Source organism: Pelagibius sp., assembly GCF_028281305.1.
GTDB lineage: Bacteria > Pseudomonadota > Alphaproteobacteria > Kiloniellales > Kiloniellaceae > Pelagibius.
In genome coordinates this window covers 39,266-56,254 of sequence record NZ_JANQKD010000100.1, presented here as the reverse complement: position 1 = coordinate 56,254, position 16,989 = coordinate 39,266, and the positions used below count along the sequence as shown (strand labels likewise).

General features: G+C 67.5%; 16 protein-coding genes and 1 pseudogene. 8 read left to right on the top strand and 9 right to left on the bottom strand.

What is annotated here, in order from left to right:
* The 3 genes from Q0982_RS19680 to Q0982_RS19670 all read right to left on the bottom strand — a co-directional run.
* Positions 1–666: AAA family ATPase (locus Q0982_RS19680; protein WP_299398626.1), on the bottom strand; the 666-nt coding region annotated here is incomplete at its 3' end.
* A gap of 75 nt (positions 667–741) precedes the next feature.
* Positions 742–1,347, bottom strand: a complete 606-nt coding sequence (locus tag Q0982_RS19675) for a J domain-containing protein (RefSeq protein WP_299398624.1) — start codon at positions 1,345–1,347, stop codon at positions 742–744.
* 20 nt (positions 1,348–1,367) lie between these two features.
* On the bottom strand, positions 1,368–2,303 hold the full coding sequence (locus Q0982_RS19670) for a DMT family transporter (RefSeq protein WP_299398621.1): 936 nt from the start codon (positions 2,301–2,303) through the stop codon (positions 1,368–1,370).
* A gap of 87 nt (positions 2,304–2,390) precedes the next feature.
* On the opposite strand from Q0982_RS19670, the gene Q0982_RS19665 reads away from it, so the two are divergent.
* On the top strand, positions 2,391–2,693 hold the full coding sequence (locus Q0982_RS19665; protein ID WP_299398618.1) for a BolA family transcriptional regulator: 303 nt from the start codon (positions 2,391–2,393) through the stop codon (positions 2,691–2,693).
* On the opposite strand, the gene Q0982_RS19660 is transcribed toward Q0982_RS19665, so the two are convergent.
* Positions 2,690–3,808, bottom strand: a complete 1,119-nt coding sequence (locus Q0982_RS19660) for an NnrS family protein (protein ID WP_299398617.1) — start codon at positions 3,806–3,808, stop codon at positions 2,690–2,692. The genes Q0982_RS19665 and Q0982_RS19660 overlap by 4 nt on opposite strands.
* Before the next feature lie 220 nt (positions 3,809–4,028).
* Between Q0982_RS19660 and Q0982_RS19655 the strand changes: the two genes are divergently transcribed.
* Entirely contained in the window at positions 4,029–4,700 is a 672-nt protein-coding gene (locus Q0982_RS19655; RefSeq protein WP_299398614.1) for an NnrU family protein, read from the top strand.
* Here Q0982_RS19655 and Q0982_RS19650 read toward each other — a convergent pair.
* Positions 4,617–5,270, bottom strand: a complete 654-nt coding sequence (locus Q0982_RS19650) for a DUF2889 domain-containing protein (RefSeq protein WP_299398611.1) — start codon at positions 5,268–5,270, stop codon at positions 4,617–4,619. The genes Q0982_RS19655 and Q0982_RS19650 overlap by 84 nt on opposite strands.
* Positions 5,271–5,521: 251 nt before the next feature.
* Here Q0982_RS19650 and creD point away from each other — a divergent pair, with 251 nt between their 5' ends.
* Positions 5,522–6,982, top strand: a complete 1,461-nt coding sequence (creD, locus tag Q0982_RS19645) for a cell envelope integrity protein CreD (protein ID WP_299398609.1) — start codon at positions 5,522–5,524, stop codon at positions 6,980–6,982.
* A 145-nt stretch (positions 6,983–7,127) separates the two neighbouring features.
* On the opposite strand, the gene Q0982_RS19640 is transcribed toward creD, so the two are convergent.
* The 4 genes and pseudogenes from Q0982_RS19640 to Q0982_RS19625 form a co-directional block, all read right to left on the bottom strand.
* Positions 7,128–7,574 (bottom strand): cyclic nucleotide-binding/CBS domain-containing protein, encoded by a 447-nt coding sequence (locus tag Q0982_RS19640; RefSeq protein WP_299398606.1) that lies wholly within the window; start codon positions 7,572–7,574, stop codon positions 7,128–7,130.
* A 289-nt stretch (positions 7,575–7,863) separates the two neighbouring features.
* Positions 7,864–9,240 carry an HlyC/CorC family transporter gene (locus Q0982_RS19635; protein WP_299398604.1) on the bottom strand — a complete coding sequence of 459 codons (1,377 nt, stop codon included), beginning with the start codon at positions 9,238–9,240 and terminating at the stop codon, positions 7,864–7,866.
* 150 nt (positions 9,241–9,390) lie between these two features.
* Positions 9,391–10,485: pseudogene (gene aroB, locus Q0982_RS19630) on the bottom strand (3-dehydroquinate synthase); the annotation flags it as partial.
* On the bottom strand, positions 10,482–11,132 hold the full coding sequence (locus Q0982_RS19625) for a shikimate kinase (protein WP_299398600.1): 651 nt from the start codon (positions 11,130–11,132) through the stop codon (positions 10,482–10,484). The gene Q0982_RS19625 and the pseudogene aroB, both read right to left, overlap by 4 nt.
* A 302-nt stretch (positions 11,133–11,434) precedes the next feature.
* Between Q0982_RS19625 and Q0982_RS19620 the strand changes: the two genes are divergently transcribed.
* The 5 genes from Q0982_RS19620 to Q0982_RS19600 all read left to right on the top strand — a co-directional run bounded on the left by Q0982_RS19620 (position 11,435) and on the right by Q0982_RS19600 (position 16,966).
* A complete protein-coding gene (locus Q0982_RS19620; protein WP_299398598.1) occupies positions 11,435–11,575 on the top strand; it encodes a hypothetical protein in 141 nt (46 codons plus the stop codon).
* A gap of 82 nt (positions 11,576–11,657) precedes the next feature.
* Complete coding sequence (locus Q0982_RS19615) at positions 11,658–13,574, top strand: hypothetical protein (protein ID WP_299398596.1); 1,917 nt, start codon at positions 11,658–11,660, stop codon at positions 13,572–13,574.
* A gap of 7 nt (positions 13,575–13,581) precedes the next feature.
* Positions 13,582–14,550 (top strand): site-specific tyrosine recombinase XerD, encoded by a 969-nt coding sequence (gene xerD / locus Q0982_RS19610; protein ID WP_299398593.1) that lies wholly within the window; start codon positions 13,582–13,584, stop codon positions 14,548–14,550.
* A 233-nt stretch (positions 14,551–14,783) separates the two neighbouring features.
* Positions 14,784–15,761: a CoA ester lyase gene (locus Q0982_RS19605; protein ID WP_299398590.1), complete on the top strand. Its 978-nt coding sequence runs from the start codon at positions 14,784–14,786 to the stop codon at positions 15,759–15,761.
* A 248-nt stretch (positions 15,762–16,009) separates the two neighbouring features.
* Positions 16,010–16,966 (top strand): acetyl-CoA carboxylase carboxyltransferase subunit alpha, encoded by a 957-nt coding sequence (locus Q0982_RS19600; RefSeq protein ID WP_299398588.1) that lies wholly within the window; start codon positions 16,010–16,012, stop codon positions 16,964–16,966.
* Positions 16,967–16,989 lie beyond the last annotated feature (23 nt).

The window sequence follows — 16,989 nt, the reverse complement described above, 5'->3', positions numbered from 1 at the left end:
GGTGGCGACGATGTTCCAGCGGTCCATCTGGCCCTGGTTGATCTGCTGGGTGCCGTGGTAGAGGCCGGTGGTGTCGCCCAGGCCGATGGTGTTGGTGGTGGCGAAAAGGCGAAAGGCTGGATGCGGGCGGATGACCCGGTTCTGATCCAGCAGGGTCAGCTTGCCCTCCACCTCCAGCACGCGCTGGATGACGAACATCACGTCCGGGCGCCCGGCGTCGTATTCGTCGAAGACCAGCGCCGTCGGGCGCTGCAGCGCCCAGGGCAGCAGACCCTCGCGGAACTCGGTCACCTGCTTGCCGTCCTTCAGCACGATGGCGTCCTTGCCAACGAGGTCGATGCGGCTGATGTGACTGTCCAGGTTGATGCGGATGCAGGGCCAGTTGAGGCGCGCGGAGACCTGCTCGATATGGGTCGACTTGCCGGTGCCGTGATAGCCCTGGATCATGACACGGCGGTTGTGGGCAAAGCCGGCCAGGATCGCCATCGTGGTGTCGTGGTCGAAACGGTAGGACTCGTCGACGTCGGGCACGTAGTCGCTGGCCTGGCTGTAAGCCGGTACCTGGATATCGCTGTCGATGCCGAAGGTCTGCCGCACCGAGACTTCGATATCCGGGCCCTGCTCCGGCATCTCGCCGCCCAGGGCCGTGGGGTCTGCAGTCGCCATGAATTAGGAATTCCGTCGTTCAGTCATGAAAGCAAGGGTGGGGGGTCGGACCTGCGCCCCTTCTGTTGAACATCACTAGAAGGCGGCCTTCAAGTCCGAATACGCCAAGTTTATGATTTTTAGCCGTTCTTCCGCTGCGCTGTCGCCGCCGTTGCGGTCCGGATGTAGCTCCTTGGCCAGTGCCTTGTAGCGGGCCTTGACCTCCTCCAGGGTGGCATTGGGCCCCAGGTTGAGCGCCGCCAGCGCCCTGGCCGGCTTGCTGTTGGGCGGAAAGCGGCTGCTTCGGGCTGCGGTCTCGGCGGCTTCCTCGGCGAAAAACCCGAAGTCGTCGCGGAACTGGCCGGCAGCCGTGCCGTTGCGCTGTTTTTCCCGCCCGGAGAACGGCCAGGACGGACGCTGCCATACGGCATCGCGGCGGCGGATCGCCTCGATCGACTCCTCGCTCAAATCCTTGAAGTAGTCCCAGGCCTGATTGTATTCGCGCACGTGTTCCAGGCAGAACCAATAGTAGCTGTTGAGGGACTCGCGCGAGCGCGGGGCTCGGTACAGGCCCTCGGCCTCGCAGCCCGGGAAATCGCAGCGGCGCTGCCCGCTGTCGCTGCGGTCTTGCTGCTCGAAAGTGCTGTTTTTGCCCGGTTGGATCATCACGCGGAGTATGAAGATGGCGTCATCGCGGCGCAAGGCAAGGCAGGGTTGCCGAGTTAGCGGTTGCCTTGCGTTGCGGCCGTTTCGGAGCGCTCCGGCAGGTTGACCAGGGCCATGCCGCCGACGATGAGGGCGAGCCCACCGATCAGCGTTGCGGTCATGGCCTCGCCCAGGACGAGGGCCGAAGACAGCACGCCGACCACCGGCACGGCCAGGAAGGACAGCGAAGTGGTAATCGCCGGCAGGGCCCTGGTCACGGCGACCGAGGCCCAGAAACAAAAGGCCGTTGCGATGGGACCGTTATAGATGAGCGCGCCCAGCATCTCCGGCGTCCAGGCGACCGTGCTCCAGTCCTCCCGCAGCCAGGAGAGGATCGTCAGGGGCGGGACGGCGAGCAGCATCTGCCAGGGGGCGAGTTGCAGGGGCGAGGACTCCCAGTCGTGGGCGCGCACATGCAGGATGCCGACCGACCAGGCCAGCGCGGCGCCCAGCAGATAGGCATTGCCGATCAGCGCCTGGCGGTCGCCCCAGTCGAAGCCCAGAGGATTGAACAGAACCGCGACGCCGCCGAGCCCAAGCGCCAGGCCGAAGGCCTTGCGGCCGTTCAGCACCTCTCCCAGCAGCCAGACCGCGGCCGGGGTGACCCAGAGCGGCGTGGTGTAGGCCAGGATGGCCGAGCGCCCGGCATCGACGTAGAGCAGGCCGAAGTTGATGAGGGCGACGAAGCCGATCATCTGCACCACGCCGATGGACAACACCACGGGCAGGTCCCGGCGCGTCGGCAGGGAGAGCCGCCCGAGCGCCGCCAGCAGGACGACGAAGCAGAGCACGCCCAGGATCATGCGGGCCGCGGCGAACCACAGCGGCGGCATGAACTCCAGCCCGACCTTGATGATCGGCCAGTTGGCGCCCCAGAGCACCACGAGGGCCAGCAGCAGCAGGCGGGCGGCGTTGGGGCTGAGGGGAGCAGAATTGGGCGGGCTGTCGGACATGGCGCCAGGTTGACCGGAAACGCAGGTTGACTGGGAGCGGGCGCGATCACACCTTCAGGACGTCACATCACCTGAAGGAGCGGGCCCTTGGCTGTTGCAGAGACTATCGAGCGGAAACTGACGGCGGCTCTGGAACCGCAACGCCTGAGGATCGTTGATGATTCGGAGAAGCACAAGGGTCATGCCGGCTACCGCGAGGGGGGTGAGACCCACTTCCGCGTCGAGGTGGTCTCCGAAAGCTTCGCAGGGCTGAGCCGGGTCGCACGGCAGCGCAGGGTCTACGAGATCCTCCAGGCGGAAATCGATGCCGGCCTCCATGCCCTGCAACTGAAGACCCTGACGCCGGCGGAGGACGCGGCGAACCCGGGCCGCCGGCGGGGGGACGGCTAGGGCTCCCGTCTTTTCGCCAGGATCGGCACGAAGCGCAGCAGGAACAGCAGGAACCCGCCCGTCCAGGCCGCGGCGGCGAGATGCAGCAGGAGCATGGGGTCGTCTGTCCAGTCCGCGGCCACGCGCGCGCCAGCGGAGAGAAAAACCAGCCCGAAGGCCAGCGTGGTGGCGCGGTCGGCGGTCAGTGCCCGGCCGGAGTGGCCCAGGCTGGCGCGGGTCATCACGGCCAGGGTCATGAGCCCGATGCCGCCGGCACTCAGGGCATGAAGGGCCTGCTGCGGCACAACCAGCGCCGGCATCACGGTGGAGAGCGCAAGCAGCGCAAAACCCAGCGGCAGCCAGACATAGGCCAGATGCAGCACCAGCAGCAGCGGTTCCGCCATCGTTGCGGTGCCGCGCCAGCGAGACAGGCGCCAGAGGTTGGCCGCGGCCGCTACTCCGAGCAGCCCTGCCGCCGCCGACCCCTCCGGCAAGGCTACCCACACGGCAAGGGCTGCCAGGCTCAGCGCCAGTACCACCGTGTCGCCGCGCCCGAAAGGCGCCGGCAGGGCGGCGGCCCCGCGCTTCTTCAGCCAGTTGGTGGTGAAGCTGGGGATGATGCGCCCGCCGATGAGCAGGATCATCATGGCCGCCGTGGCGAAGCCGAGCCGCAGACCGACCTCCGCCGGGCCCAGGAGAAAGAGGATCTGTGCGACGGCCAGGATCGTCACCAGCAGGCAGACCGGCAGGTTGCGGCGGTTGCCGGCGGCCGCCACCTCGCGCCAGACCACCGCGGCCAGCACCGGCAGGAAAGTGAGGGCCACGGCAGTGCCGATCGGACCCTCGGCATCCATCAGCATGGCCAGCCGCCCGGCCAGCCAGAGGCCGAACAGGGCCATCAGCGGGCCGCCGGCAATCGGCAGGCGTCCGGTCCAGTTCGGCACGGCGGTCAGCAGAAAGCCGGCCAGGGCGGCCCCCAGATAGCCGAACAGCATCTCGTGGCTGTGCCAGGCCAGCGGGTCGGGAACGCCGGGCAGGCTGAGGGCGCCGGTGAACTGCAGCATCCACAGCGGCAGCGCCGACACGGCCAGCAGGGCGGCGGCCAGGAAGAACGGCCGGAAGCCCTGGGAAAACAAAAAGACGCCGGACTGATCATTTCGGGCGCGACGCGATGTCGCTGCCTTCCGCAGGCTCTGCGGTTTGCCGTCTCCGTTCGGCTTTGATAGTGCTGCGGTCATGATTGCTGATGGTCGGCAGCGGCCATTGCAAAGTCAATCGGCCGGATTGCCGCATGGCTCATGCTGGCGCGCCGCAGCCGTCGGGGAGCCGCAAAACAGCATCGAAGACCGAGTGCTCATGATTGAATTCGCGCTAGCCATCCTGGTGTTCCTCGGTGCCCACGTGTTGCCGGCGGCGACGGGACTGCGCGGCGTCCTGATCGAACGGATCGGGCGCCGGCTCTATGTTGCGGCCTACTCTCTGGTGTCCCTGGCCACCATTGCCTGGGTCATCGTCGCGGCCGGCAAGGCGCCTTACATCGAGCTCTGGCCGCCCGGCGCGGCGGCGGCCCGCGTCACCTTCCTGGCGATGATCCCCGCTTCGCTGCTGTTCGCCGGCGCGGTCCTGCGGCCCAATCCGCTGTCGGTGTCCTTCCGTGGCGGCATGACCGATCGGCAAAGCCCGGGCCTGCTGGCGCTGACCCGCCATCCGATCCTCTGGGCGTTCTTCTTCTGGGCGGCGGGGCACCTGGTGGCCAACGGCGATGTGGTCTCGGTGGTGCTCTTCGGGGCGCTGGCCGTCTTCAGTCTGATGGGGATGGGGCGGCTGGAGAAACGCGCCCGTCAGCGCCTCTCCGCTGAGGATCTCGAAGCGGCCATGGCGGTGACCGGCGGCGGTCTCGCTGCCCGCCTGCGGCGGGCAGCGAGCCTGCGCACGGGCCTGGAGCTATGCGCCGGGCTCCTGCTTTACGGGGTCTTCCTTCATGTCCACGAAGCCGTCATTGGCGTCGACCCGCTGGCCGCTTTCTGAGGACCGGACCGCGGGCGCATCGGGGCCGGTGTAGAACGCCGGCCAGGACTTCCTGACGATGTCGCCATCGCTGCGAAAGGCGTAGCAGGTGTCGATCAGACCCGGCTTCTCGCCTGGCTTGCGCGCATTGGCCCGCCGGGCGCGCACCGGATAGAGCGTCTGAAAGGCGACGGTGGCCATGGCGCCCAGCATTTCGATCAGATGGGTGCAGCCATCGGCGGCGCCGATCTGCTTGCGCACCTGCTGGCGCCAGCCGGCCTTGATCTGGCAGCCGATGACGCGTTTGAAGTTCGGCGCAACGGCGGTGCAGACCGCAAAGGGGCTGTCGTCGGTGACCGCTTCGATATCGTGAACCACGAAGTCCTCGTCGATGGTCAGCCGGATCGACATGTCGTGCAGCGCTTCGCCCGGACGGATCTCGCCGCGGTAGTCGTTATCGAAGGCGTAGGTTTTGGTATCGACGATGCGCCCTTCGATGTCCCATAGCCCGTCGCTGCGCTGATAGCCCTGAAAATCGTAGGTACGATTGTGCAGCTTGGTCCGTTCCACCGGGGGCGGGCTGAGGGGCATGGCGGTCTTCCGCGACGGCTGTTTCCAACAGGATCCGTGACTATAGATGCGGAACCCGGCGCGTCAACCGAGCCGGCCTGCCCGTGAACCTCTCCCGAGAATCGGCCAGGATCGCCGCAATTTCGCCTTGGAAGCGAACCCGACGCGCCCGCATGACGCCTTAAACCGCCGTCACAACGGCATTCGGCGCAGACGGGCGCCTCGCCGCCAGCCCCGTCCGTGAACTGTGATTCGAACTCGGGGGACCGACGATGGAAAAGGACAAGATCCTGCCCGGCTTTTTTGCCCGCAATGCCGCCCTCTTAAAGATCGCCCTGCTGGGGCTTCTGGTGCTGGTCATGACAGTGCCGCTGGAATACGTCTGGTCGGTGATCCAGGAGCGGGCCTATCTGAGCCGCGCCGTGGAACGGGAACTGGGCGAGAGCTGGGGGCGGGCGCAGACCATCGCAGGCCCTGTCCTGGTTCTGCCAATCGAAGAGCCGCAGACCGTCAAGGTGCGCGCGCCCGGCTGGACCGCGGCGCAGCCGGTCTATGTGAAAGAGCAGAAATGGCACCGCCGCCATCTCTACATTCTGCCGGAGGAGCAAAGCGTCTCCGCGACCCTTGCCAGCCAGACGCGCAAGCGCGGCATCTACGAAGCTCTGCTTTACAGCGCGGCATCCGAAACGACGGGCGCGTTTCGCCTTCCCGCCGCTGCGGCGCTGCCGGTGAAGCAGGATGCACGCCTGCTGTGGGACCAGGCGCGGCTTCTCGTCCACGTCGCCGATCTCCGCGGTAGTGCCAATGCGCCGCAACTGCAGTGGGGGGACCAGCGCCTGCCCTTCGACGTCCGCAGCGAGCCTTTGCTTGGCGCCAGCGACAGCGGGCTTTCCTGGATCGAGGCGCCGCTGCCGAAACTCTCGGCCGGTGCCGGGCCCCTCGATTTCTCTCTCCAGGTGGACCTGAAGGGCAGCGGGGCATTGCGCTTCGTTCCCTTGGGACGCGCCAGCGAGATCGCGCTGTCGGGCGACTGGCCCCATCCCAGCTTTGCCGGCGTGAACCTGCCGACCGCCAGCACAGTCGAGGCTGCGGGATTTTCCGCCACCTGGCAGGTCTCTCACCTTGCCCGCGGCCTGCCCCAGGTTCTGCGGGACGACAATGGCGGGACGGCGGCACTGTTGCGGCAGATCACCTCCGGCGGGGTCGAGACGCGTCTGGTGAACCCGGTCGATTTCTACTTGAAGAGCGAGCGCTCCGTGAAATACGGGCTGCTCTTCGTCGTCGTGACCTTCGGCACCCTCTTCACCTTCGAAGCGCTGGGGCGGCGACGCCTCCATGCCGTGCAGTATCTTATGGTCGGGGCGGCGCTCACTCTGTTCTTCCTGCTGCAACTCTCCCTGGCCGAAGTCGTCGGCTTTGCCGCGGCCTACGGCCTTGCCGCCCTGGCCTGTGTCGCCCTGGTGACGCTCTATGCCGCAAAGATCACGACCAGCCGCGGCCGGGGCCTGCTGCTGGGTGGGCTCCTGGCCGGCATCTACGGCTACCTCTTCATCACCCTGCAGTCAGAGGACCACGCGCTTCTGATGGGCAGCGTGCTGCTGCTGGTGCTGCTGGCAGCGGCCATGTACGTGACCCGCAACTTCGATTGGTACGCCCTTGGCCAGCGTATGGCGCAGACAGCCTCGGAGGGGGAGGAGACCCGCAGGGCCGAAGACGCCGCCGGCGCAAGCTAACCGTCCTGCGACCCTAGGGTGGCTGCCGAACTCAAAGGCCGGCGCCGGGGTTCCCCGGGCGCCGGCCTTGCGTCTCGCCGTCTTCCTGCCGGTCTTCGAGTGAGGCCGGGCTTCGAGTGAGGCCGGGCTTCGAGTGAGAAGGGCGTCAGCCGGTGCCGTAGCCGGTATCGAAGATAAAGGCTTCGCGCTGCTGAAGGTCTTCCTCCAGTTCGCGCTTTACGGCGGCGTAGAGATCGCGGATCGAAACGATGCCGATCACCTTGCCGGCGTCGACGACCGGAAGGTGGCGATAGCCAGAAGCACGCATCCGCTCGAGAACGTGGAGCGCGATGTCGTCGGGGCCGACCGTATCCGGGGTCGGCGTCATGACCGACTCCAGCCGGGTGCTTTCCGGGTTCAGGCCCTGCGCCACCACACGGGTCAGCACGTCGCGCTCCGTGAAAATACCTTCCAGCTGCTCCGCCGTGCCCACCAGAACTGCGCCGATATGCCGTTCGGTCATCTTGCGCGTCGCGTCACGGACTGTGGTGCTTGCCGGCAGCACTTCGATGCGCTGCTTGTTGACGATATCAGGAACAACCTTGCGCTGCATGTATTCCTCCCGCCTGCACGTTGATGGCCGGGCGACCTTTTGGTCTTTTCTTGGGACCAATTGTGAAGGGGCACGGCGAATGCGTCAAGCAATGGGCTGAATCCAGGCTGTGACCGGCGGAAAGCCTAAGCTTCCCGAGCCTCTGCCCCGAGCCCCCGATGCCGCTCGGGGGCTACCCGCTATGCTGGCAAGCAGCCACCCGCCGAGATTGCGCTGGGTGTTAAGTGTAGAGCGGATTCGCGCGTTCTGACGCAAACACGAAAGTGCTTCCGCCAGAACACGATCCGCTCTAGGCCGTGCCGTCGGGCCGGGCGGGCGCGCGGGACGGTTCCGCTTCCGGCGCCTCGGTTTTTTGTACCCCGGCTTCCGGTACCCCGGCCTCCGGTACCCCGGCCTCCGGCGGCTGGGTGATGCGGATCGACGTGACCTGGTTGCGCTTGCGCCCGAGGATCTCGAAGTTCAGCCCGTGGAAGGTGAAGACCTGGCCGATCTCCGGGATGCGGCGGGCCTCATGCAGGACCAGCCCGGCGATGGTGGAAGCCTCCTCGTCGGGCAGGCGCCATTCGAAGCGGCGGTTCAGGTCGCGCAGGGTGACCTTGCCTTCGACGATGAAGCTGCCGGCGCGCTCCATCTGTACGCCTTCCATCTCGATGTCGTGCTCGTCGGAGATGTCGCCGACGATCTCCTCGAGAATGTCTTCGAGGGTCACGATGCCGAGCACCTCGCCGTATTCGTCGACGACGATGGCGAAGTGTTCGTGGCGGCTGCGGAAGGCTTGAAGCTGCGACAGCAGGTCGGTGGTTTCGGGGATGAACCAAGCTGCATTGGCGATGGCCACGATGTCGAGGCCGTCCAGCTTGTTGTCGGCGGCCTGGACGGCCCGGAGCAGCGCCTTGGCGTGCAGCACGCCGACGATGTTGTCCGGGTCGTCGCGCCACAGCGGCAGGCGCGTATAGGGGCTGGACAGCACCTCCTCGACGATCCGGGCCGGCGGCTGGTCGATGTCGATGGAGACCATCTCCTTGCGGTGAACCATGATCTCCTCGACCCAGACGTCGCCGAGGTCGAGGATCGAACGCAGCATCTCGCGCTCATGTTTTTCTTCTTCGCCTTCGCCCTCGCCCTGGTGCAGATCGATGGCGCCCCGGAGCTGTTCCTCGATGGCTTCGGAGGTCAGCGTGTGACGCACCTCGATTCCGAAAAAAGAAAGCGCAGAACGAACGATCACCTGGATCGCCACGGAAATCGGCTTCAGGATCGTGACGATCACGCTGAGGATCGGCGCCACGTTCAAGGCGGCCCGGTCGGCATTCTGCAGGGCGTAGGTCTTGGGCAGCACCTCGGCGAAGATCAGCACCATCAGGGTCATGCCCAGCGTTGCGTAGACCACACCGGCCTCGCCGAAAAGGGCGATCAGCACGCTGGTGGCCAGCGCCGAAGCCAGGATGTTCACCAGGTTGTTGCCCAGCAGGATCGCGCCGATGAGGTGCTCCTTTTCCAGCCAGAGCTCGTCGACCAGATAGGCTCGCCGGTTGCCGGACTGGGCCAGATTGTGCATCCGCGGCCGCGACGCCGCGGTCAGCGCGGTTTCCGATCCGGAGAAGAATGCCGAAATGGCCAGCAGCACCAGAATGGCGCCGAGGGTGATGGCAATGTCCATGTCCATTGTTTGTCTGTTGTGGTGTGGGGTTGATGGGCCGTGCGGTCTGGCGGGTGGCTCTCGCTGGGGCGTCTAGCTGCCCAGGGTCGCGCGCGACGTCATGTCCGCCGCGGTGTTTTCTTTGGCCAGTTGGTCGGATTGATCGATGGCGTTGGTGAGCAGCGCCATCACTTCGTCGTTGCCCACATCTTTCTCTATGTAGGCATCGCCGATGCCGCGCGCCAGGATGAAGTTGATGTTGCCCTGGTGAACCTTCTTGTCGCGGCTCATGTGCTCCATCAGGCGGGCAGCCTCCCAGTGCCTTGGCGACAGGTCGGCAAAGCCGGTGGGCAGACCGACGGCGGCCAGGTGGCGGCGCAGCCGGTCCGCATCCTCCGGCGGGCAGTGCCCCCGCTGCACCGAAAGATCGAAGGCCATCACCATGCCGACGGCAACCGCCTCTCCGTGCAGCAGCTCTCCGCCGTAGCCGGTCTCCGCCTCCAGCGCATGGCCGAAAGTATGGCCGAGATTGAGCAGGGCCCGGCGGCCGCCTTCGCGCTCGTCGGCGGCCACCACCTCGGCCTTGCAGGCGCAGCTGCGCAGCACCGCGGTCTCGAGCGCCGCCCGGTTGCCCTCGATCAGGTCGGCACCGTGCGATTCCAGCCAGGCAAAGAACGCGGCATCCTGAATCAGCCCGTACTTCACCACCTCGGCATAGCCGGCCAGCATCTCGCGGCGCGGCAGCGTGGTGAGGATCGAGGTGTCCGCCAGCACCAGGCGCGGCTGATAGAAAGCGCCGATCAGGTTCTTGCCGTGGCGGCTGTTGATGCCCGTCTTGCCGCCGACGGAGCTGTCTACCTGGGCCAGCAGGCTGGTGGGGATCTGCACGAAATCCAGCCCGCGCAGGGTGACGGCCGCGGCAAAGCCGGCCAGATCGCCGATGACGCCGCCGCCCAGCGCGATCAGCGTGGTGCTGCGCTCGACCTTCATCTCCAGGAGCCGGTCGAGCAGCGCGCCCAACTGGTCCCAGGACTTGCTGGCATCGCCCGGCGGCAGGGTGATGGTTTCGTGCTGCAGGCCGGCGTCGTCGAGCGCACGCTCCAGGCGCGCCAGATGCAGCTCGGCCAGGTGCCGGTCGGTGACGACCACCACGCGCGGGCTCTTGAGCAGCGGCTGCATCAGCCGCCCGGCTTCGGCCAGCACCGTGGTGCCGACGAGGATGTCGTAACTGCGCGCGCCGAGCTCGACGGTCAGGCTCTGATGGCTGGTCACAGCGCGGCGCTCCGCCCCTTGTTGGTGTGCGAACCGCTGCGGCCGCCCTCGCCGGCGTAGGCGCGCAGCCCCTCGATCACCCGCCCCAGAGTCACCTCCGGCGGCCCGTCGACGGAATCGACCGTAACGTCGGCCTCGGCATAGACCGGGTAGCGCAGCGCGATGAGGTCGCTGAGAATCTGCCGCGGGTCGCCGCGTTTCAGCAGCGGGCGGTTGTTGCGCCGTGCGGTGCGCCGCAGCAGCAGGTCCAGATCGGCCCGCAGCCAGACGGAGGTTGCCCGTTGGTGGATCAGCTTACGGGTGTCTGGGTCCATAAAGGCGCCGCCGCCGGTTGCCAGGACCATGGTCGGCTGGTTCAGCAGGCGCGCGATCACGCGCCGCTCGCCGGCGCGGAAGGCTTCTTCGCCGTGTTCTTCGAAGATGTCCTCGATGGAGCATCCGGCGGCCGCCTCGATCTCCTTGTCGGCATCGACGAAGGGCAGGTCCAGGGCCGCGGCGAGGTTGCGGCCGATACAGGACTTGCCGGCCCCCATCAGGCCGACGAAGACGATGGTGCGCGGCACCTCCAGCCCGTCTTTTGCCGAGGCACTCTCTTTCGCCGACGTGCTGTCTTTCGAGGTCGAGCCGTTTGAATCCGAGCGAGCCAAGCGTCTGCCAATCGTTGTCCGGGCCGGGCCCTTCTGCGCCGCCCCTGGGCCGCCCCCGGCGCCGCAATCACGCCTCGGGCGATCATTGCCAGGGGTGTAGACCCTAGGTAAACTGCCGCCTTCGCGCCAGATTCGGACCTTACCATAGAATCTTCGGGGCGGTGCAAGTAGTACGGTCGCAGCCCGTTCGGAGGCCCTCTGGAGGCGTCCGAAGCTGGGTGGTCCAAGTAGGTCGGTTCAAGTCGGGCGTGCAAAGTCTCGCGTCCTTAGTCTGGCGTTCCAAGCCGCAAGCAAGTGAATTGATGAAAAAGACCAGCCTCATCGCCCTGATCGTTCTCGCCGGGCTCATCGTCTCCGGCGGTTTCTTTCTTCTGACCTGGGATATCCCGCCCCCTTCGGCGCCGGTCGAGAAGGTCCTTCCCGATGAACGTTTCCCGCGCTGAGGGCGCTTGCCGCCGCCGCGCTTCGCCGTGGCGGCCTGTGCCGGCGATCAGCCGCAGTGCAATCAGCCGCAGTGCGAGGCCCTTGTCCGGAGCTGCGGCTCTGGCCGTGCTGGCTGGGATCGTGCTGACGGGGATGCTGTCGGTCACGCCGCTGGCCGCTCAGGATCGGCCGGAGGGGCCGATCAGCCTCTTCCCGCCCACCGTCGTTGCCCCCGAAGGCCCGGACACGCCTCAGAATGGGGCGCAAGAGGGGCCCCCTGGGGCTGCACCTTCCGCGCCGGCTCCTGTCGGGACGGCGCCGGAGACGCCGCCGGAGACTCCGCAGTACGAAGGCATCCAGGTCGACCGCCTGCAGGAGCTGGATACGGAGTCCCTCGGCATCCTCGAAGCGGATTCCGGCGGGCTCGGCGTCGATGCCTGGGCGGGCAGCGACCGCGCCCTCGTCGCGGCGCTGATCCGCAGCTTGCCGGGCGACCCGGCGTCACCGACTCTGAGAGCGCTGACCACGCGTCTGCTGCTCAGCAACGCCCGCGCGCCCGGGCCTTTGGGCGGTGGCGCGCCGGCGGGCGGGCCGACCCTGGCCGATGCGGTGGCCGGTGCCCAGGGGGACCTGGACGGCGGGTTTCTGCGGCTGCGGGCGGAGCGGCTGCATGCCATGGGCGAACTGGCCGGCCTCAACCGTCTGCTCTCCATCGTCCCGCAGCGGGCCGAGGATTCCTGGCTGGCCCAGGCGCGGGTCGACGGTCTGCTGCTCGCCGGCCGGGACCAGGAGGCCTGCAGCCAGGTGCGCAGCGCGGTCGCGCGCTTTGCCGGCGCGGCCTACTGGGGCCAGGCCCTGGTCTTCTGCCAGCTTCTGGCCGAGCAGCGCGACCAGGCTTTCCTGGGGCTCGATCTGCTGCGTGAGGAGCACCCGGACGCCGACCCGGTGTTCTACGCCCTCAGCAACCTTTTCATCGGCGGCACGGTGGCGCCGCCGGCGCCCGAGGATCTAACGCCCCTGACCCTGGCGATGCTGCGCCTGGGCGAGGGAACGCCGCCGGAAGGACTGGCGGAGCGGGCCGCGCCGCTTCTGTTGCATGGAATTGCAGCGCTGGACAGCGCCGCGCCGGCGGACAAGGCCGGCGCCGCCGAGCGGTTGGTGCAGGCCGCGGTCCTGCCGGGCAACGCCCTGACGGAGGCCTACGACGCCGTACCCTTCGAGAGTTCCGAGCTGGACGACCCGCTGGTCCGCGCCGAAGCCCTGGGCGGGGTGCGCGGGCGGGCGCTGCTGGTGCATGCCGCCGGGCGCGAGACCCTCGCCCAGACCAAGGCCGAGTACCTGCAGGCCGCCCTTCTGGCTGCCGAGCGGGACGGGCGCGGCTTCGCCATGGCACGGGCGGTGCAGGCGCAGCTGGAGCAGGTGGCGCCGGCTGTGGAGCTCGCCTGGTTTGCCGGCACGGCGGCGCGCAGTCTTTACCGGGTCGGCGGCTTCGAGCGCGCCGGCGCCTGGGCGGCGGTGCTGCGGCTCGACGGCGCCAAGAACCCGGAATCCCTGGCGGCCTTCGCGGCGTTGAATCCGCTCATGCGCCTGGCCGGCGGGACCGATCCGATTGCATTGGGCCCGATTACATCCGCGGAGGGCGCAGAGGGAGCGCAGGACCCGGAGGCCGGCGCGCGGCTGCTGACAGCCATGATGCTGTCGCGGGCGCTCGGTCAGGACGAGAGGGCCTGGCCGGGGGTCGCCGAGGGCGCGGGGTCAGCCGACGCTGTTATCGCCGATGAACCCCTGGACGAGGAGCCGCTGGAGCGGCTGACCAGCCTGCTGGCATTGAGCGACGCGGCGGTGGCCGGGCGCAGCGGCGAGGCTGCGCTGCTCGCCAGCCACGCTCTGGGCGACGAATCATTGGGCGGGCGCCACCCGCTCGCACTCGCCTATGCCGTCTCCGCGCTGCGGTCCGTCGGCCTCGGCGGGGATGCCCGGGCCCTGGCCCTGGAGGCGGCGCTCGACGCCGGGCTCTAGAGCCGCGATGCCGGTCCGGCGGCCGCCTCCGACAACGACGCAGCTGGAGCCCTTCCTGGAAATGCTGGCCGCCGAACGCGGCGCGGCCGCCAACACGCTGGAGGCCTACCGGCGCGACCTGGAGAGCTTTGCGGCCTTTCTGCAGCAGCGCCGCAAGCGGCCGGAGACGGCGGAGGCCGGCGACCTGCGGGCTTTCCTGTCGCAACTGGCCAAGGCCGGGATGGCGCCGCGCACTGCTGCCCGCCGCCTGTCGGCGCTGCGCCAGTTCTATCGCTTTCTGCTGAGCGAGGGCTTGCGGGAGGACGATCCCAGTGCAGCGGTCGACTCGCCACGTCAGGGCCGCAGTCTGCCCAAGGTGTTGAGCGAGGCCGAGGTGGACGCCCTGCTGGCCGCTGCCCAGCGCCGGCAGGATGCCGAGGGCCTGCGCCTGGCCGCCCTGGTCGAACTGCTCTATGCCACCGGCCTTCGGGTCTCCGAGCTGGTCGGGCTGCGCCTCGCCGCCACCCAGCGCGACCAGCGCCTGCTCATCGTGCGCGGCAAGGGCAACAAGGAACGCATGGTGCCGTTGAGCGACGCCGCAAGGCGCAGCCTCGCCGCCTACCTCGAAGTGCGCGACCGTTTTCTGACGACGACGGGGAAGGGCGAAAAGGCGCGCCGCGCGGACTCGCCCTGGCTGTTTCCGTCGCGCGGGGCCAGCGGTCACATCACCCGGCACCGGGTCGGCCAGTTGTTGAAGGACCTGGCCCACGCGGCGCAGTTGGACGCAGCGAAGGTCTCTCCCCATGTCCTCCGCCACGCCTTCGCCAGCCACCTGCTGGACCACGGTGCCGACCTGCGCTCCCTGCAGAAGATGCTGGGGCATGCGGATATCTCGACCACCCAGATCTACACCCACGTTCTCAACGAGCGGCTGAAGGCGCTGGTTCAGACTCATCATCCGCTGGCCCAACTGCCTGCAAAGGACGCGTCGCGCTGAGCCTTGGATGCAGCGAGCGCCGCGCAGCGCATGTCCTGCTGCCGAATTTGGCCGGAAACGCGAGAGGTTCCGGTTGACAAGAGCAAGTGGTATGACCAATTTGCCGAGCGTGCGCGATCGGCTGCCGCGGATAGGGTCTCGCCTTGTCTCCTGCGCGCCTGCCGAGTGTTGATGACCGCCCGGAGTCCACAGGACCAGACTCCATAGGGGCTAGATCCACCAGGGGAACGTCCATGAGCTTTACCATTGTCGAACAGGCGCCGGCGCGCCTGAACCGCAGCGAACTTGCCGTGCCGGGCAGCAATCCGAAGCTGTTCAAGAAGGCTGCGGAGTCAGAGGCCGATGTGATCTTCCTGGATCTCGAAGACGCCGTGGCGCCGGACGACAAGGTCCAGGCGCGCAAGAACATCATCAAGGCTCTGAACGAGGTCGACTGGGGCAACAAGACCATGTCGGTGCGCATCAACGGCCTCGACACCCATTACATGTACCGCGATGTTATCGACATCATCGAGCAGGGCGGCGAGCGCCTCGACCTCTTCATGATCCCGAAGGCGGGAACTGCTGCCGACATCTATGCCGTCGACATGCTGGTCAGCCAGGCCGAAGAGGCGGTCGGGCGCAAGAAGCGCATCGGCTTCGAGATGATCATCGAAACCGCACTGGGCATGGCCAATGTCGACGAGATCGCCAAGGCCTCGCCGCGCAACGAGAGCCTTCACTTCGGCGTGGCCGACTATGCCGCTTCGACTAAGGCGCGGACCACCGTCATCGGCGGCCCCAACGAACTCTATGGCGTCTTGACCGATCCCGACGAGGCGGGCGAGCGGCTCTACCACTGGGGCGACATGTGGCATTACGCCATCGCCCGCATGGTGGTTGCGGCGCGGGCCGCCGGTCTGCGGCCCATCGACGGGCCTTTCGGGGATTTCTCGGATCCCGAGGGTTTCCGTGCCCAGGCCAACCGCGCCGCGGTGTTGGGCTGCGAGGGCAAGTGGGCCATCCATCCCAGTCAGATCGGCTTGGCCAACGAGGTCAACAGCCCCTCCAAGGCCGAGGTCGACAAGGCCAAGCGCATCCTGAAGGCCATGCGCCAGGCCCAGAAGGAAGGCAAGGGCGCCGTTTCCCTCGACGGGCGCCTCATCGATATCGCCTCCATCAAGCAGGCCGAAGTGATGGTGAAGAAAGCCCGGCAGATCGCCAAGGGCTGAGGCTTGCGCGGGCGCCATAGGCCCGCCAGAGGTCCGAGGGTTCGAGGCCGGCGCCCTGAAGGCGCCGGCCTCTTCGATTCTGGTTCGGGCGCCCCGGGTTCAGGCGCATCAGGCTTTATTTCCCCGGCCCAGGCGATTATTTAGGGGTGCAAGCGCGGCAAACGGGCCGGAACCACCAAGAAGGGCACGGCTGGAAGGCCCGGAGCGAAAGCGTGCCAGCCGTTGGCCGCTGTGCTAGACAGGATCCCATGCACAACTTTCTCGACTTCGAAAAACCCATCGCAGAACTCGAAGGCAAGATCGAGGAACTGCGGCATCTCTCCGACGATGGCGAGATCAACATCGCCGAAGAAGTCGAAAAGCTTCAGGGCAAGGTCGACCGGCTGCTGCGCCAGACCTACGGCAAGCTTTCGGCCTGGCAAAAGACCCAGGTCGCCCGCCATCCCGACCGCCCCCATTTCGGCGATTACATCGCCGCTCTGGTGGAAGACTTCACGCCGCTGTCCGGTGACCGGCTGTTTGCCGAAGACAAGGCCATCGTCGGCGGTTTGGGGCGGTTCCGCGGCTATTCCGTCGTGGTCATCGGGCATGAGAAGGGCTCGGACATCAATTCGCGCGTCACCCACAACTTCGGCATGGCGCGGCCGGAGGGTTACCGCAAGGCCCAGCGCCTTATGCGCATGGCGGCGCGCTTTGGCCTGCCGGTGATCACCCTGGTCGACACTGCTGGCGCCTATCCCGGCGTCGGCGCGGAGGAGCGCGGCCAGGCCGAGGCCATCGCCCGGTCCATCGAGGTCTGCCTGGACGTCGAGGTGCCTCTGCTGTCGGTCATCATCGGCGAGGGCGGCTCCGGCGGCGCCATTGCGCTGGCCGCCGCCAACCGCATCTTCATGCTGGAACACTCGATCTACTCGGTGATCTCGCCGGAAGGCTGCGCGTCGATTCTCTGGCGTTCGTCCGAGCAGGCGCAGGAGGCCGCCGAGGCCTTGCGCCTGACGGCCCAGGACCTGCAGCGCCTGGGTGTGATCGACGAGATCATTCCCGAGCCGCTGGGCGGGGCGCACCGCGGCGGCGAAAGCACCATCACCGCGGTCGGCGACAAGCTGGAGGAAGGCATTCGCGAGTTGCTGCGCGAAAGCGGCCCGCACCTGAAGCAGCGCCGGCGCGAAAAGTTTCTGGAAATGGGTCAGAAGGGCCTCGGCTAGGCCATCCGCCCCGTCCTTATCTC

What these genes read in the sequence shown, in the direction of transcription:
- Q0982_RS19635 (WP_299398604.1), bottom strand. Translation starts at nt 9,240, where the DNA reads ATGGACATGGACATTGCCATCACCCTCGGCGCCATTCTGGTGCTGCTG.
- Q0982_RS19650 (WP_299398611.1), bottom strand. Translation starts at nt 5,270, where the DNA reads ATGCCCCTCAGCCCGCCCCCGGTGGAACGGACCAAGCTGCACAATCGT.
- creD (WP_299398609.1), top strand. Translation starts at nt 5,522, where the DNA reads ATGGAAAAGGACAAGATCCTGCCCGGCTTTTTTGCCCGCAATGCCGCC.
- Q0982_RS19605 (WP_299398590.1), top strand. Translation starts at nt 14,784, where the DNA reads ATGAGCTTTACCATTGTCGAACAGGCGCCGGCGCGCCTGAACCGCAGC.
- Q0982_RS19655 (WP_299398614.1), top strand. Translation starts at nt 4,029, where the DNA reads ATGATTGAATTCGCGCTAGCCATCCTGGTGTTCCTCGGTGCCCACGTG.
- Q0982_RS19640 (WP_299398606.1), bottom strand. Translation starts at nt 7,574, where the DNA reads ATGCAGCGCAAGGTTGTTCCTGATATCGTCAACAAGCAGCGCATCGAA.
- Q0982_RS19620 (WP_299398598.1), top strand. Translation starts at nt 11,435, where the DNA reads ATGAAAAAGACCAGCCTCATCGCCCTGATCGTTCTCGCCGGGCTCATC.
- xerD (WP_299398593.1), top strand. Translation starts at nt 13,582, where the DNA reads ATGCCGGTCCGGCGGCCGCCTCCGACAACGACGCAGCTGGAGCCCTTC.
- Q0982_RS19670 (WP_299398621.1), bottom strand. Translation starts at nt 2,303, where the DNA reads ATGTCCGACAGCCCGCCCAATTCTGCTCCCCTCAGCCCCAACGCCGCC.
- Q0982_RS19600 (WP_299398588.1), top strand. Translation starts at nt 16,010, where the DNA reads ATGCACAACTTTCTCGACTTCGAAAAACCCATCGCAGAACTCGAAGGC.